The 15,584-nt window shown below is 71.8% G+C and carries 15 protein-coding genes and 1 tRNA gene; 3 read left to right on the top strand and 13 right to left on the bottom strand.

What is annotated here, in order from left to right; genetic code table 11:
• Positions 1 to 37 precede the first annotated feature (37 nt).
• Entirely contained in the window at positions 38 to 1,276 is a 1,239-nt protein-coding gene (locus ACQBAS_RS04320) for an NAD(P)/FAD-dependent oxidoreductase (protein ID WP_427385156.1), read from the bottom strand.
• 123 nt (positions 1,277 to 1,399) lie between these two features.
• Here ACQBAS_RS04320 and ACQBAS_RS04315 point away from each other — a divergent pair, with 123 nt between their 5' ends.
• Together ACQBAS_RS04315 and ACQBAS_RS04310 are read left to right on the top strand one after the other, a co-directional pair.
• A complete protein-coding gene (locus ACQBAS_RS04315; protein WP_427385155.1) occupies positions 1,400 to 1,891 on the top strand; it encodes an RNA polymerase sigma factor in 492 nt (163 codons plus the stop codon).
• Positions 1,892 to 1,914: 23 nt separating this feature from the next.
• Complete coding sequence (locus ACQBAS_RS04310; RefSeq protein ID WP_427385578.1) at positions 1,915 to 2,529, top strand: methylated-DNA--[protein]-cysteine S-methyltransferase; 615 nt, start codon at positions 1,915 to 1,917, stop codon at positions 2,527 to 2,529.
• Positions 2,530 to 2,599: 70 nt separating this feature from the next.
• On the opposite strand, the gene ACQBAS_RS04305 is transcribed toward ACQBAS_RS04310, so the two are convergent.
• The 6 genes from ACQBAS_RS04305 to ACQBAS_RS04280 form a co-directional block, all read right to left on the bottom strand.
• Positions 2,600 to 2,675, bottom strand: a tRNA-Ala gene (locus tag ACQBAS_RS04305).
• A 110-nt stretch (positions 2,676 to 2,785) separates the two neighbouring features.
• On the bottom strand, positions 2,786 to 3,451 hold the full coding sequence (locus ACQBAS_RS04300) for a histidine phosphatase family protein (RefSeq protein WP_427385154.1): 666 nt from the start codon (positions 3,449 to 3,451) through the stop codon (positions 2,786 to 2,788).
• A complete protein-coding gene (gene rsfS, locus ACQBAS_RS04295; RefSeq protein ID WP_427385153.1) occupies positions 3,448 to 3,867 on the bottom strand; it encodes a ribosome silencing factor in 420 nt (139 codons plus the stop codon). Before rsfS ends, ACQBAS_RS04300 begins: the two co-directional genes overlap by 4 nt.
• Positions 3,868 to 3,871: 4 nt before the next feature.
• Positions 3,872 to 4,468, bottom strand: a complete 597-nt coding sequence (gene nadD, locus ACQBAS_RS04290) for a nicotinate-nucleotide adenylyltransferase (RefSeq protein ID WP_427385152.1) — start codon at positions 4,466 to 4,468, stop codon at positions 3,872 to 3,874.
• A gap of 14 nt (positions 4,469 to 4,482) precedes the next feature.
• A complete protein-coding gene (locus tag ACQBAS_RS04285) occupies positions 4,483 to 4,701 on the bottom strand; it encodes a hypothetical protein (protein ID WP_427385151.1) in 219 nt (72 codons plus the stop codon).
• Between the two features lie 903 nt (positions 4,702 to 5,604).
• Entirely contained in the window at positions 5,605 to 6,897 is a 1,293-nt protein-coding gene (locus ACQBAS_RS04280) for a glutamate-5-semialdehyde dehydrogenase (RefSeq protein ID WP_427385150.1), read from the bottom strand.
• Between the two features lie 84 nt (positions 6,898 to 6,981).
• On the opposite strand from ACQBAS_RS04280, the gene pdxY reads away from it, so the two are divergent.
• The gene (gene pdxY, locus ACQBAS_RS04275; protein ID WP_427385149.1) at positions 6,982 to 7,836 is read left to right on the top strand and encodes a pyridoxal kinase PdxY; all 855 of its coding nucleotides are present in this window, start codon (positions 6,982 to 6,984) and stop codon (positions 7,834 to 7,836) included.
• 66 nt (positions 7,837 to 7,902) lie between these two features.
• Here the strand turns inward: pdxY and proB are convergent, their stop codons facing one another.
• The 6 genes from proB to ACQBAS_RS04245 form a co-directional block, all read right to left on the bottom strand.
• Positions 7,903 to 9,084 (bottom strand): glutamate 5-kinase, encoded by a 1,182-nt coding sequence (proB, locus tag ACQBAS_RS04270; protein WP_427385148.1) that lies wholly within the window; start codon positions 9,082 to 9,084, stop codon positions 7,903 to 7,905.
• Between the two features lie 8 nt (positions 9,085 to 9,092).
• Positions 9,093 to 10,604, bottom strand: coding sequence for a GTPase ObgE (gene obgE / locus ACQBAS_RS04265; protein ID WP_427385147.1), 1,512 nt, complete (start codon positions 10,602 to 10,604; stop codon positions 9,093 to 9,095).
• Between the two features lie 103 nt (positions 10,605 to 10,707).
• Positions 10,708 to 10,971, bottom strand: a complete 264-nt coding sequence (gene rpmA, locus ACQBAS_RS04260) for a 50S ribosomal protein L27 (protein ID WP_427385146.1) — start codon at positions 10,969 to 10,971, stop codon at positions 10,708 to 10,710.
• Positions 10,972 to 11,005: 34 nt separating this feature from the next.
• Positions 11,006 to 11,314, bottom strand: coding sequence for a 50S ribosomal protein L21 (gene rplU / locus ACQBAS_RS04255; RefSeq protein WP_427385145.1), 309 nt, complete (start codon positions 11,312 to 11,314; stop codon positions 11,006 to 11,008).
• Between the two features lie 166 nt (positions 11,315 to 11,480).
• On the bottom strand, positions 11,481 to 14,681 hold the full coding sequence (locus ACQBAS_RS04250) for an Rne/Rng family ribonuclease (RefSeq protein ID WP_427385144.1): 3,201 nt from the start codon (positions 14,679 to 14,681) through the stop codon (positions 11,481 to 11,483).
• A 144-nt stretch (positions 14,682 to 14,825) separates the two neighbouring features.
• Positions 14,826 to 15,581, bottom strand: coding sequence for a TIGR03936 family radical SAM-associated protein (locus tag ACQBAS_RS04245; protein WP_427385143.1), 756 nt, complete (start codon positions 15,579 to 15,581; stop codon positions 14,826 to 14,828).
• Positions 15,582 to 15,584 lie beyond the last annotated feature (3 nt).

The raw sequence follows: 15,584 nt of genomic DNA, 5'->3' as shown, positions 1-15,584 counted from the left end.
GAGCGCCGCGCACGCGGGGCGTTCGGGCGTGGCATCGTCACAGGTCGGACAGGGCAATGGCCTCGTCGCGCAGACGCTCGGCCGGGATCACCCGACCGATCAGGGCACGCAGGTCGTCGATGGTGTCCCAGACGTTGACCTGCATCGCGGCGGTGACCCGGCCCTCCCGCTGCCAGAAGGCGATGAAGGCGCTCGTGGCGTCCCCTTCGCGCAGGTCACCGCGGATGACGACCTCGTCGTCGCCGCTGCCGCGCCCGACGTACTCCATGCCCAGCTCGTACTGGTCGGTGTAGAAATAGGGCTGCCAGTCGTAGCCGCCGTCGCGGCCGAGGATCGACGCGGCGACGAGCTTGCCCTGCCGGATCGCGTTGTCCCAGTGCTCGACGCGCAGTGGGCCGAGGGTGGCGTTGAGGGCGTTGGCGACGTCGCCGGCGGCCCAGATGGCCGGGTCGCTCGTGCGCAGGTGGGTGTCGACGACGATGCCGTTGTCGACCGGCAGTCCCGCGCCCTCGGCGAGTTCGGTCGCGGGGGCGGCACCGACGCCGACGATGACGACATCGGCGGGGACGACCTCGTCGTCGCCACCCACGCCATCGCCGACGCGCACACCCGTCACGTGCCCCTCCGCCCCTTCCACGGCAGTGACACCGACCCCCGTGCGCAGGTCGACCCCGTGCGCACGGTGCATCGCCGCGACGTGCCGGGCGAGGCGATCCCCGAGGACGCGCAGGAGCGGCTGGGCGGCGTACTCGAGGACCGTGACGTCGGCGCCGGCGAGCCGGGCGGCGGCCGCCACCTCGAGGCCGATCCAACCCGCGCCGACGAGGACGACGCGGCGTCCCGGCACCAGCTCTGCGGCGATGGCCGCGCTGTCACCCATCCGGCGCAGGGTGAGCACCCCGGCCAGGTCGGCGCCCGGGATGTCCAGGAGGCGGGGGCGCGCGCCCGTGGCGAGCACGAGCGCCGCGTAGGCGATCCGCTCGCCCGAGGCGAGCACGACCTCGCGCGCCTCACGATCAATCCCCTCGACGCGCTCGCCGAATCGTGTCGTCACGTCGTGCTCGGCGTACCAGTGCTCCTCATGGACGAAGAGGGTCTCCGCCTCGTCCTGGCCCAGGAGGACGCCCTTGGAGAGTCCGGGCCGTTCGTAGGGTCGCTCGTCCTCCTCACCGATGAGGACGATGGGATCGCTCCAGCCGTCGGCGCGGAGGGTCTCGACGGCGTGGGCAGCGGCGAGGCCGGCGCCCACGATGACACACGCGTGGTGTTGGCTCATGGACCCACCATGGTCCTGCGGCGCTGGGAACTCAACGGTCGCCAGCCCGGAGCGAGGGTGTCGAGGAAGGATGGGCGGGTGACCTCACGTTCCGGCCGTGGGGAGCGTCTACGAGGTGTGGAGATGAGACAACCCTTCGAACGGGCCGTCGAGCAGCACGGGGCCACCGTGCTGCGGGTCTGCCGCGCCGTCCTCGGCGTCGGTCCCGACGCCGACGACGCGTGGTCCGAGACGTTCCTCGCTGCCCTGAGGGCGTGGCCGGGCCTCGACGCCGACACCAACGTCGAGGCGTGGCTCGTCACCGTCGCGCACCGCAAGGCCATCGACGTGACGCGCTCGAGCCAACGTCGCGCGCAGCCGACGGATGTCATCCCCGAGGAGGCGTCGACGACGGGGCTGCCCGGTGCCGGCGAGCACGACCTGTGGTCCGCCGTCGCCGCGCTGCCCGAGCGCCAACGGCTTGCCGTGGCGTACCACTACCTCGGCGGCCTCCCCCACACCGAGACCGCGACGCTCATCGGCGGCACCCCCGACGCCGTGCGTCGCGCCGCCGCCGACGGCATCGCCAGCCTGCGCCGCACGCACGGCGCCCCCGAGAGAGGACGAGCACGATGACCGGACCGACCCACCCCGACGGCATGCTCAACGCTGACGAGGACGGCGGCCTGCGAACGGCCCTGTCCCCCAACGCGATCGAGCTCGCCGCTCTGCACGAGCGGCTCGCGGCGAAGGCGGACGCCGACGGCCTCGTCGACGTCGCCTATCGGACGGTCGACACCCCCGTGGGCGCGCTGCTCCTTGCGGCGACGCCCCGGGGCCTGGTCCGGGTCGCCTTCGAGCGGGAGGGCTTCGACGCCGTGCTGACGGCGCTCGCGGAGCGGCTCAGCCCGCGCATCGTGGTCTCCCCGGGGCGGCTCGACGTGGCCGTCGCCGAACTGGACGAGTACTTCGCGGGCCGGCGGACCGCCTTCGATCTGCCGTTGGACCAGTCGCTCTCCAGCGGCTTCCGGGCGACCGTCCGGGAGCACCTGCGCGCCATCGCCTACGGGAGCACCGAGTCGTACGCGGAGGTCGCCGCGCTCGTCGGGAACCCGCGCGCGGTCCGTGCCGTGGGGTCGGCCTGCGCGACGAATCCCCTGCCCGTCATCGTGCCCTGCCACCGAGTCGTGCGGGCCGACGGCAGCCTCGGTGGGTACGTCGGCGGCCTCGACGCGAAGGAGTCGCTGCTCCGGTTGGAGCGTGGCGCGGCCTGAGCGCGGGCAGGCCGAACGCCCCGGGACGGACGAAGGGCCAGACGAGAATCTCGTCTGGCCCTTCGTGCACTGGTGGAGCTGAGGGGATTCGAACCCCTGACCCCCTCCATGCCATGGAGGTGCGCTACCAACTGCGCTACAGCCCCTAGTGCGGGACGCCCCCCGAAGGGGACTGCGGAAGTTTACCCATGACCACCCCCGATTCACCAAATCGGCTCCCGCGCGGGGCGATCGGCGACCGCTGGAGGCTCCGGCGCTAGGGCGCGTCGGGTGCGGACGCGTTCCAGGTCTGGATCCGCCACCCGCGCGAACCCTCGACGAGCTCGGCCCAGTGGCAGTTGCCGAAGCCGCCGAGGATGGTCCACGCGACCTGCTGGTCGAGCCCGATGAGGTCGGCGACAAGAGCACGGGCGGTCACGCCGTGGCACGCGAGCACCACGCACTCCCCCGGCGCCATGCCAGCGATGACCTCACCGGTCAGCTCGCGCACCCGCAGGGCCACGTCGGCGACGCTCTCGCCGTGTCCGCCGCGGCGGAAGTCCTCGCCCCGCAGAAGACGCTCGGCGTCCTCGGGGTAGCGCTCGGCGACCTCGTCGCTCGTCAGCCCCGACCACTCCCCGACGTGCATCTCGCGCAGTCGAGCGTCGTACGTGATGGGGATGCCGCACTCGCGGGCGAGGTCGGCGCCGGTGTGCGCGGCCCGCTTGAGGTCCGAGGCGACGACGCGCGTCGGTCCGATCTCCGCGAGCGCCCTCGCCGCGGCGCGCGCCTGGGCGTGGCCGCGCTCCGACAGGTCACTGTCGAGCTGGCCCTGCCAGATCCCCTTCGCGTTGTGGTCGGTCTGGCCGTGCCGCAGCACGATGAGCCGGCGCGGCCCCGCGGGAGCCACGGGCTCGGCGCTCGAGGCCTCGCCGCCGCTCACGACTCGTCGGCGACGCTGTCCGTGGCGCCCTGAGCGCTGGGAGCCCCGGCGGGGCCGGTGGCCAGCCCGAGGTCGATGACGGGGCAGTCCTTCCAGAGCCGCTCGAGCTCGTAGAACTCCTTCTCCTCGTCGTGTTGGACGTGCACGACGATGTCGCCGAAGTCGATGAGGACCCAGCGGCCCTCACGCTCCCCTTCGCGGCGCAGCGGCTTGTTGCCCCGCTCGCGCAGCTTGTCCTCGATCTCGTCGACGATGGCGCCGACCTGGCGCTCCGTCGGCGCGGAGACGATGACGAAGACGTCCGTGAGGGCGAGCTGCCCGGAGACGTCCAGGGCGGTGATCGAGGACGCGATCTTGTCCTCAGCGGCGAGGCCCGCGATCTTCGCGAGCTCGACGGCGTTCGGCGTTGCAGCCATTGGGTTACTCCCCTTCGGCCTGCGCGCCGAGCCCATTGCTCGGCGTGTAGAGGCCGTACTTGTTGATGTATTGGACGACGCCGTCGGGCACGAGGTACCAGACCGGCTCACCGTCGGACACGCGCGCCCGGCAGTCGGTGGAGCTGATCGCCATGGCGGGCACCTCCTGGAGGGTCACCCGGTCCTCGGGCAGCCCCTTGTCGCTGAGCACGTGCCCGGGCCGCGTGACCCCGATGAAGTGGGCCAGGTCGAAGAGCTCGTCCGCGTCCTTCCACGAGAGGATCTGCGCGAGCGCGTCGGCGCCGGTGATGAAGAAGAGCTCCGCGTCCGGGCGCTCGGCGTGCAGATCGCGCAGCGTGTCGATCGTGTACGTCGGCCCGTCGCGCTCGATGTCGACGCGACTGACCGTGAACCGCGGGTTGGACGCGGTCGCGATGACGGTCATCAGGTAGCGGTGCTCGGCCGGACTGACCTGCTTGTCCGCCTTCTGCCACGGCTCACCCGTGGGCACGAAGACGACCTCGTCGAGATCGAAGCGCGCCTGGACCTCACTGGCGGCCACGAGGTGACCGTGGTGGATGGGGTCGAAGGTGCCACCCATGACCCCCAGTCGGGTCAGTGGTGACCCGATCCGTGACCGTCGCCCTGGGCGGCGCGGGCGCGGCTGCCCGGGGCCGGCACCTTCTGCGCGGTGTTGCGGAAGCTCCACAGCACGGCCAGCGCGAAAGCGAAGGCGAGCAGGGCAATGACCGCGAAGACAACCGGCGGGAACGGGAGGTGGTTCTCCTCGAGGACCGGGACCTCTTCGGCAAGGCGAATGAACGTCGTCGACATGCCCCGAAGCCTACCGCGCGTTGGGGTGACCGTTGGGCGACGGTTGTCCACCGGGTCCGTGCACAGGGGTGTGCACAAGTCCGGACGAGAGCGGACGTTGCTGTGGACAAGCCTGTGCATCGCGATGGCCCGAAAATCTGCCCCGCCAGCCGACTTGCGACACGCCCGAATCGCCCGCTACACAGGTGGACACGCCTCCACGGGGGACCTGCTCTCCGGCCCTGCCGGACCAGGTCGTCCTGGAGGGGATCAAGGGGATAACGGAGTTCGCGGCTGCCCATCAGCAGTCGACAACGGCCCGTCACTTCGACGGGTTGCCGTAGGCGAGACGCGGGGAACTCCGAGGCTGCTTGGTCCACTGCAGTTGCCTGCCGACCGTCGGGAGACGGCCACCGGCACCACCTCGTCGTGGGGTCGATAAGCGACCGCCAACTGCGCACAGTCGAGAGCCCCCTCGGTGGCACCAGCCGCCGAGGGGGCTCCACTGCCTTTCCGGCCGGCCCCCCTCGAGGAAGGGACACCTGATGTCCCAAACCCGGGTGCGATGCCCCCTTCACACCCAGAAAGGGACACCTGATGTCCCAAACTCGGGTGTGAGGCCCCCTTCACGCCCAGAAAAGGACACCTGATGTCCCAAACTCGGGTGTGAGGCCCCCTTCACGCCCAGAAAGGGACACCTGATGTCCCAAACTCGGGTGTGAGGCCCCCTTCACGCCCAGAAAAGGACACCTGATGTCCCAAACTCGGGTGCGACGCCCCCTTCACACCCAAAAAGGGACACCTGATGTCCCAAACTCGGGTGCGAGGCCCCTTCACGCCCAGAAAGGGACACCTGATGTCCCAAACTCGGGTGCGAGGCCCCCTTCACGCCCAGAAAGGGACACCTGATGTCCCAAACTCGGGTCAGGAGCGGATCTGGCCGTCGCCCTCGACGACCCACTTCGTCGTCGTCAGCTCGGGCAGGGCCATGGGGCCGCGGGCGTGCAGTTTCTGCGTCGAGATGCCGATCTCCGCACCGAAGCCGAACTCGCCGCCGTCGGTGAACCGGGTGGAGGCGTTGACGAGCACGGCGGCGGCATCGATCTCGTTCACCCAGCGACGCGCGGCCGCGCGATCCTCGGTGACGACGGCCTCGGTGTGCCCGGTGCCGTGGACGCGCACGTGCTCGATGGCCGCGTCGAGGTCGTCGACGACGGCCACGCTCATGTCGAGCGTGAGGAACTCGGTGTCCCAGTCCTCCGCCGTCGCGGGCACCGTCTCGACCCCGGCGTCGCGCGCGATGTCCGCGACCTCGTCGTCGACGTGCAGCACGACCCCGGCGTCGGCCAGGGCGCGCAGCGCGCGCGGCAGGAAGGTGGTCGCCACGTCCGCGTGCACGAGCAAGCTCTCCGCGGAGTTGCAGACGCTGGGGCGGTGCGTCTTGGAGTTGAGGGTGATCGCGAGCGCCTTGTCGAGGTCGGCCGCGGCATCGACGTAGACGTGGCAGTTGCCGACGCCCGTCTCGATGACGGGCACGGTCGACTGGGTCACGACGGTCTCGATGAGGCCCGCTCCCCCGCGCGGGATGAGCAGGTCGACCTTCCCGCGGGCCGTCATCAGCGCGCGGACCGCGTCGCGGTCCCCATCCAGCAGGCCCACGGCGTCCGCGGGCAGCCCCTGCTGCTCGAGGGCCGCGCGAAGGACGCCGACGAGGGTCCGGTTGGTCGAGGCGGCCGCGGAGCCGCCGCGCAGGATGACGGCGTTGCCGCTCTTGAGGCCGAGACCGGCCGCGTCGACCGTGACGTTGGGGCGCGCCTCATAGATCATGCCGACGACGCCCATGGGCACCCGCACCTGGCGGATCTGCAGGCCGTTGGCGAGGGTCGAACCGCGCACGACCTCCCCCACGGGGTCGGGCAGGGCGGCGATGTCCCGCAGTGCCTGCGCCACCGCCGCGACGCGCTGCGGAGTCAGGGTGAGGCGGTCGACGAGGTTCTCGGTCATCCCCTCGGCCCGGCCCCGGTCGATGTCCTCGCGGTTGGCGGCGACGACCTCGTCGGTGGCCGCGTCCACGGCGTCGGCCAGAGCACGCAGCGCGGTGTCCTTGTCGGCCCGCGAGAGCAGCGCGAGGCGGCGGGCCGCGACGCGTGCGCGCCCGGCGAGCTCCGCGACGAGCTCGATGGAAGCGGGGGTGATCGGGGCTGTGCTGACGGCCATGGGATCAGCGTAGGTCGGCGACCCGATGCGACAGTCCCCCGCCCGGACCGTGGACGCGTCGGGGTCGGTGGGAGGATGGCCGGCGTGACGACGATCCTCTCCATTCAGTCCTCGGTCGCGTACGGGCACGTCGGCAACAGCGCGGCCGTCTTCCCGCTGCAGCGTCTCGGTGTCGAGGTGTGGCCGGTGCACACGGTCAACTTCTCCAACCACACCGGCTACGGCGCGTGGCGTGGCCCCCTGCTGGCCGCCGACGACGTCCGCGACGTCATCACCGGCGTCGAGGAGCGCGAGGCCTTCCCCGAGGTCGATGCCGTGCTCTCGGGCTATCAGGGCGGCGAGGAGATCGGCGACGTCATCCTCGACGCCGTGGCCCGCGTCAAGGCCGCCAACCCCGACGCGATCTACGCCTGCGACCCCGTCATGGGCAACGCGACGAGCGGCTGCTTCGTGCACCCCGCCATCCCGGTCCTCCTGCGCGAGAAGGTCGTCCCCCGCGCCGACGTCATCACGCCCAACCAGTTCGAGCTCGGCTTCCTCACCGGCACCGAGCCGCACACGCTCGAGGAGACCCTGGAGTCCGTGGACCGGGCCCGCGACCTCGGTCCGCGCACGGTCCTCGTCACGAGTGTCCTGCGCCCCGACGCACCCGAGGGGACCATCGAGATGCTCGCCGCCGACGGCGATGAGGCATGGATCGTGCGCACGCCCCGCCTGCCGATGAAGGCGAACGGTTCCGGCGACGTGACGGCGGCCCTCTTCACCGCGCATCTGCTGGAGACCAGTCGGCTGGACGTCGCACTCGCGCGCACGGTCTCGTCGGTCTTCGACCTGCTGACGACGACGCACGAGTCGGGTCGCCGCGAGCTCCAGCTCATCCAGTCCCAGGACGCCATCGCCAACCCGCGCCTGCAGTTCGAGGTCGAGCAGGTCCGCTGACGGGCCCGAGCGGACCGGCGACGGGGGCCCCACGCACGAGGGCTCAGGCAGGGCGGAGGCGAAGCCTCAGAGGATGACGAGGTCGTCGCGGTGGATGACCTCGCGCTCGAAGCCCGAGCCGAGTTCCTCCGAGAGCTCCGCCGTCGACCGGCCGGCCAGGCGCGGGATGGCCCGCGCCGAGTAGTTGACGAGACCGCGGGCGACGACCGCCCCGTCCGGGCCCACCACGTCGACGGGGTCGCCCTCGTGGAAGGTGCCCGTCACACCGGTGACGCCGGCGGCGAGCAGGGAGGTGCCTCGCTCGACGAGGGCACGCACCGCTCCCCCGTCGACGACGACCTGCCCCTTGGGGGTTGTCGCGTGGGCGAGCCACAGGGTGCGGGACGGGCGGGGGCGACGGCGCGGGAGGAAGACGGTGCCGACCGTCTCCCCGGCCAGCGCCTCGGCCGCGCGATCGGCGGAGGTGAGGACGGCGGGGATGCCGGCGGCGTTGGCGATCCGGGCGGCCTCGACCTTGGTGACCATCCCGCCGCTGCCGACTCGGGAACCGGTGCCGCCGATGCGCACCCGCTCCAACTCGGCCTGGTCCTGGATGAGGTCGATCCGCTCCGCCCCGGGCCTGCCCGGGTGGTCGGTGTACAGCGCGTCCACGTCGGTGAGCAGGATGAGGGCGTCGGCGTGGACGAGGTGGGCGATGAGCGCCGCGAGCCGGTCGTTGTCGCCGAACCGGATCTCGTGCGTGGCCACGGTGTCGTTCTCGTTGACGATCGGCACGATGCCGAGGTCGAGCAGACGCGAGAGGGTGCGGCGGGCGTTCGTGTAGTGCGTCCGGCGGGTGACGTCGTCGACGGTCATGAGGACCTGGCCGACGGTCAGGCCGTGACGCCGGAAGGCGGCCTGGTAGGCGGCGACGAGCAGGCCCTGCCCGACGCTCGCTGCGGCCTGCTGGGTGGCGAGGTCCTTGGGCCGGGTCTCGAGACCCATCGGGCCGATCCCGGCCGCGATGGCCCCGGAGGACACGAGGACGACCTGGGTGCCCCCTTCGCGCGCGGCAGCGAGCACCTCGACGAGCGCGTCGAGTCGCTCGAGGGCGAGCGCTCCCCCGGCCGACCCGGTCAGGGAGCTGGAGCCGATCTTGACGACGACGCGCTGGGCGGCGGCGATGGCGGCGCGCACCCCGTCACGCGAGGCGGCACCGGTTGCGACGGGCTCCACCGACTGCTCGGCGCGCTCCTCCCCACCAGCCATCCCTGCGGTCACTCGTCGTCGACCCAGTGACCGGCCCGACGCTCTTCCGCGAGCTCCTCGCGGGCCGCGGTCTGGGCGTCCTTGCGGGCGTGGAAGTCGGCCCGGCGCTCGCTGGCGGTGCGCCGGTTGGCCTCCTCCTCGAGACGAAGGTCGGTGCCGCGCGAGCCGAGCAGCTCCGCGCCACCCACGAGGGTCGGCTGCCAGTCGAAGACGACGGCGTTGTCCTCGGGGCCGATGAGCACGACGGAGCCGGCGACGGCACCCGCCTTGAGGAGCTCGTCCTCGACACCGGCGCGGGCCAGACGGTCCGCGAGGTAGCCGACGGCCTCGTCGTTGGCGAAGTCGGTCTGCTTGACCCAGCGTGTGGGACGGTCGCCGATGACCCGGAAGACCTCGCCGTCGGAGGTGTTCTCGCGGCGGACGCGGAAGCCCTGGTCGTCGACGGCCTTGGGCCGGATGATGACGCGCTGCTCGACGATGGTCTCGGCCAGCTCGCTGCGCGCCTGCGCGACCTGCTTGGCCATGGCGAAGGTGAGTTCCTTGAGGCCCTGGTGGGCCACGGCCGAGACGATGAAGACCTCGATGCCGCGGGCCTCGAGGTCGGGCTTGACCATCTCGGCGAGCTCGCGCGCCTCGGGGACGTCGGCCTTGTTGAGGACGACCATGCGGGTGCGCTCGGACAGGGGCCGCCCGCCGAGGGTGTCGTCGGCGACGTAGGCCGCCAACTCCTGCTCGATGACCTCGAGGTCGGTCATGGGGTCGCGGCCCGGCTCGAGGGTCGCGCAGTCGATGACGTGCACGAGCACCGAGCAGCGCTCGACGTGGCGGAGGAACTCCAGGCCGAGGCCCTTGCCCTGGCTCGCGCCGGGGATGAGGCCGGGCACGTCGGCGACGGTGAACCGCTCGGCGCCTGCGGTGACGACACCGAGGTTGGGCACGAGGGTGGTGAAGGGGTAGTCGGCAATCTTGGGGCGGGCGGCCGACAGGACCGACACGAGGGAGGACTTGCCGGCGGAGGGGAAGCCGATGAGCGCGACGTCCGCGAGCGACTTGAGCTCGAGCTGGACGTCGACCTCCTCACCGGGCTCACCGAGCAGGGCGAAGCCGGGCGCCTTGCGACGCGCCGAGGCGAGGGCCTTGTTGCCCAGGCCGCCGCGGCCGCCGCGGGCGACGACGAAGGTCGCGCCATCCCCGACGAGGTCGGCCACGACGTCGCCACGGGCGTCCTTGACGACGGTGCCGGCGGGCACGGGCAGGACGAGGTCCTGACCCTGGGCGCCGTTGCGCTCGTCGCCGGCGCCGGGGGCGCCGTTGCCGGCCCGACGGTGCGGGCTGCGGTGGTAGTCGAGGAGGGTCGTCGACTGGGGGTCGACCTGGATGATGACGTTGCCGCCATTACCCCCGTTGCCGCCGTCGGGGCCGCCGAGGGGCTTGAACTTCTCACGGTGCACCGAGGCGACGCCATGGCCGCCGTTGCCGGCGGTGACGTGCAGGACGACGCGATCGACGAAGGTCGTCATGGCTGGATTCTCCTTGGTGCTGTGGGGATGCGTCGAGGGGCGGGCCGAATCCATCGGCCCGCCCCTCGACGGTGCATCACGCGGTGTGCGCGAGGCGACGTCGTCAGCTGGCGGACTCCGCCGGGACGACGTTGACGACCTTGCGGCCACGCTTGCTGCCGAACTCGACCGCGCCGGGGGCGAGGGCGAAGAGGGTGTCATCGCCACCGCGGCCGACGTTGTCGCCCGGGTGGAAGTGGGTGCCGCGCTGGCGGACGATGATCTCGCCGGTGCCGACGACCTGACCACCGAAGCGCTTCACGCCGAGGTACTGGGGCTTGGAGTCGCGACCGTTGCGGGTCGAGGACGCGCCCTTCTTGTGTGCCATGTCAGTTCCTGCCTTCTGCTCGTCGTGCCTGAGGTCAGGCGTTGATCTCGGTGACCTTGACCTGGGTCAGGTGCTGACGGTGACCCTGGCGCTTCTTGTACCCGGTCTTGTTCTTGTACTTCATGATCGTGATCTTCGGGCCCTTGGCGGGACCGACGACCTCGGCCTTGACGGACACCTTGGCGAGCTTGTCAGCGTCGCTGGTGACGGTCGAACCGTCGATCACGAGCAGTGGGGTGAGCTCGATGCTGTCGCCAGCCTGACCCTTGACCTTGTCGATGAGGAGGACGTCGCCCACGGAAACCTTCTCCTGACGACCGCCTGCGCGAACAATCGCGTACACGTTGAACTCACTTTCTTGCTTTCGGTTGTGCGTTCTCTCTGTCTGAACCGGCCGATAGCGACCCCGCCGCCGACCACCACGAGGACGTGATGGGACTGCACGGGACATCCGCTCGGTGGACGCACCGACTGTCAAGATTACCGGTGGGACAGGTGATTGACCAAACTCAGGCGTCGAAGCCCTCGAATCCCGTCGCCGGGGCGGCCACGGGGATGGACGGAGCGGCCTGCGGTGCAGTCTCCCCCGGGGTGTCGCCGGCCTTCGGGGGGCCAGCCGGGGCGACGACGCGCCCGCGCTTGCGGCGGCGGGGCTGAGCGGCCGGAGCGGGCTCGGCGACAGCGGGAGCCGGAGCGGGCTCGGCGACAGCCGGAGCAGCCTCGACGACCGGGGCGGCCTCGACGACAACAGCCTCGGCGGCCATGGTTTCGGACGTCTCAGTCTCGGACGCCTCAGGCTCGGAAGCCTCGGGCGTGGACGTCACGTCCTCGGCCGTCTCCTGGGTGACGGACGTCGGGGTCTGCGGGCGGTCCTGCTCCCCCGCGTCGGTGACGCCGTGCTGGACGATGTGGTCGCCATCGTCACCGTCCGCGTCGCGAACGGTGTCGGCCGGCAGGTCCTGGGTGCCCTTGAGCGCTGCGGCGTGAGCGGCCGCGGCGATCTGCGCCGGGGTCGGTCCGTGGCGCTCCGGCTCCGGAGCCTTCTCGGCCGGCGTGGAACGACCACCGCGGTCGGTGCCCGCGTTGCCGCCGCGCTCGTTGCCGCCGCGGCCACCACGACCGCGCCCGCGAGCGCTGCCGTCGCCGGAGCCATCGGACTGGCTGTGCCGGTCGACGGGCTCCGCGTGGACGATGAGGCCGCGGCCGTTGCAGTGTTCGCACTCCTCGGAGAAGACCTCGATGAGGCCGGCACCGACGCGCTTGCGCGTCATCTGCACGAGACCGAGCGAGGTGACCTCGGCGACCTGGTGCTTGGTGCGGTCGCGCCCGAGGCACTCGAGGAGGCGACGCACGACGAGCTCGCGGTTGCTCTCGAGGACCATGTCGATGAAGTCGATGACGATGATGCCGCCGATGTCGCGCAGCCGGAGCTGACGCACGATCTCCTCGGCCGCCTCGATGTTGTTCTCGGTGACCGTCTGCTCGAGGTTGCCTCCGGCGCCGACGAACTTGCCGGTGTTGACATCGACGACCGTCATGGCCTCGGTGCGGTCGATGACCAGCGAGCCACCCGAGGGCAGCCAGACCTTGCGGTCCATCGCCTTCGCGATCTGCTCGTCGATGCGGTGGTGGGCGAAGACGTCCTCCTCGCTCGTCCACTTGGTCAGGCGCGGGGCGAGGTCGGGCGCGACGTCACCGACGTAGTCGCTGACCTCCTGCCACGCCTTGTCACCGGAGACGACGAGCTCGGCGAAGTCCTCGTTGAAGATGTCGCGGATGACGCGCACCGTCAGATCGGGCTCACCGTGCAGCAGGGCCGGGGCGCCACCGTTGGCGGCCTTGGCCCCCTTCTTCTTCTCCGCCTTCTCCTTGATCGACTCCCACATGCGGGTGAGTCGCTCGACGTCGGCGCGCAGCTCCTCCTCGGAGGCGCCCTCGGCGGCGGTGCGCACGATGACGCCGGCGTCGGCGGGGACGACCTCCTTGAGGATCGCCTTGAGGCGCGCGCGCTCGGTGTCGGGCAGCTTGCGCGAGATGCCCGTCATGGAGCTCTCGGGCACGTAGACGAGGTAGCGGCCCGGGAGGGAGATCTGCGACGTCAGGCGGGCGCCCTTGTGGCCGATCGGGTCCTTCGTCACCTGGACGAGGACGGACTCCCCGGACTTGAGGGCACTCTCGATGCGCTTGGGCTCACCCGAGCGCAGGCCGGCGGCGTCCCAGTTGACCTCACCGGCGTAGAGCACGGCGTTGCGGCCCTTGCCGATGTCGAGGAAGGCGGCCTCCATCGACGGCAGCACGTTCTGCACGCGGCCGAGGTAGATGTTGCCCGCCATGGACGAGGTGGTCTCGCGCGAGACGTAGTGCTCGACGAGGACGCCGTCCTCGAGGACCCCGATCTGGGTGCGGTCGCCCTGCTCGCGGACGACCATGATCCGCGCGACGCTCTCGCGGCGGGCGAGGAACTCGGCCTCGGTGATGATCGTGCGGCGACGGCCGGCCTCGCGGCCCTCGCGGCGGCGCTGCTTCTTGGCCTCGAGACGCGTGGAGCCCTTGACTCCGGTGGCCTCCGCGCGGCGGCGCGGCTCGCGGACGCGGGTCACGGTGCCGGGCGGGTCCTCGCCCTCGACCGGTGCGGAGTCGCTGCGGCGACGGCGACGCCGGCGACGCGTGCTCGAGGACTCGCCCTCGCCACTCTCGTCCGAACCGTCGATGTCATCGCGCTCGTCGGACTGGTCGTCCTCGGAGCCGTCGTTGTCGTCGGACCGGCTGGCGTCCCCACGGTCGGTGTCGCCACGGTCGGAGTCGCCACGGTCGGCGGAGTCGGAACGCCCGCGGCGGCCCTTGCCCCCGCGGCGACGGCGGCGGCGACCCCCGGAGGACTGACCCTCGTCGTCGGACGCGCCGTCCTCGTCGGTGTCGTCGTCCTGGTCGTCCGCGGACTGCTGCGGGGCCTCGACCGGCTCGGAGCCGTCGGACTGCTGGTCCTGGGCGGCGCCGCGCGAGCGACCACCGCGCGAACGGCTGCGGCGGCCACGGGAGCGGGAAGGACCGTCGGTCGCCGACTCCTCGGTCTCGGCGTCCGCGTCCTGCTCGCCGTCCTGCGCGTCCTCGGCGGGCTCGGTCTCGAGGACGGGCTCGGGGGCGGCCACGGGACGGGTGGCCCGGCGCGAGCGCGGAGCCACGGCGGCGGGCTGCTGGAAGAGGAGGCCGAAGGTCGGCTGCGGAGCCGCCTCCTGCTCGTCCTCGGTGTCGTCAGCGTCCTCGGCGTCCTCGGCCTGGACGGCGCTCGCGTTGGCGGCCTCGCGCTCGGCGCGCTCCTTGGCGGCCTGCTCGCGGGCGGCCCGGCGTGCCACGGCGGCCTCGGCGATGGCGTCGAGGACGATCTCGTCCTCCGCGGCGATCGTGGTGGGCGCGTCGGCGGGCGCGTCGAAGGCAAAGGGCTCGGTCTGGGGCAGCTCGACCTGCGGCTGCTCGGTCGCGGCCTGCTCAGCGGCCTCCAGCGCGGCGGCAGCCTCGGCCGCCTTCGTCGCGGCGCTCTTGCGCGTGCGCTTGGGCGCGTCGGTCGTGGCGGCGCTCTTGGGGGCCGTCGTCTTGGCCGTCGCGCGCTTGCGCGTCGCCCGCTTCTTGGGGGCGGCCTCCGCCTGCTCGATCGGGGCCTGCTCGATCGAATCGCCGATCTCGGCGGTGGTGTCGTCATTCTGGGAAGCCATCTGGGCGTCCTTCCCGGGCCGGGTCGAACGCCACGTCCTAGACCTTGTTGGTCCGTCCAACCGCAGTCCGCGGTGTCAATCGTGGCCGGTGTGCCACGGAAGTCGGGGGTTGCACCGTCGTGGCTCGCGCAGGCGCGTCACCGCTCAGGTGCCGGCGGCGTGCTTGTCGGCGGCCAAGGGATCAGCCACCCGCGCGGCTGCGGGGTCCCATGTTCCCTGGATGACGCGGGTCACACGAGGTGACCGCGCCGGGGAGAACTGGGCCACGAGTCGCAGTGCGGTCAGAACGTCGTCGGGGCGGACGGCAGGCGTGGTGTGCCGTACGACCATTCGTAGTATCGCACACGACGGGTCCGAGGACTCGGTGAGCCACGCGCGTTCGACGGCCTCACGCGCGTCGAAGGTGCGCGGACCGCGCTTGAAGGTGCGAGTCACCTCGACCTGGTCCGCCGCGAGGAAGGTGGCCACGGCTGCCTCCAACTCGGCCGCGTCGACGTCGGGGAACTCGAGCTGCCACTCGCTCGCCTCGAGCCGGTCGGCGAGGGCGCCCGTTCCCCCGGCCTCGACGACCTCGAGGACGTCGATGCCGTCGGGCAGTGCCTCATCGAGGGCCTTGCGCACCGCCTCGGGGTCGACGCGCTCGGTCACGTGGATCTCGAAGTACTCCGCCTCGCTCGCGGCACCGGTCGCGGCGCCGTTCGCGTAGGAGATCTTCGGGTGCGGGTGGAAGCCCGCGGAGAAGGCCATCGGCACGCCCGAGCGGCGCAGCGCACGCTCGAGAGCGCGGGCGAAGTCTCGCGTCGAGGAGAAGCGCAGCCGGCCCCGCTTCGCGTACCGCACGCGCAACTTCTGGACGGCGGGCGGCGGTGGGGGTCCCTCGGGGGTGCGCTGACGAGCCATGCG

This window comes from Janibacter zhaoxuefangae (assembly GCF_050271985.1).
In the GTDB taxonomy this organism is placed as follows: Bacteria; Actinomycetota; Actinomycetes; order Actinomycetales; family Dermatophilaceae.
This window is presented reverse-complemented; position numbering and strand designations above follow the sequence as displayed.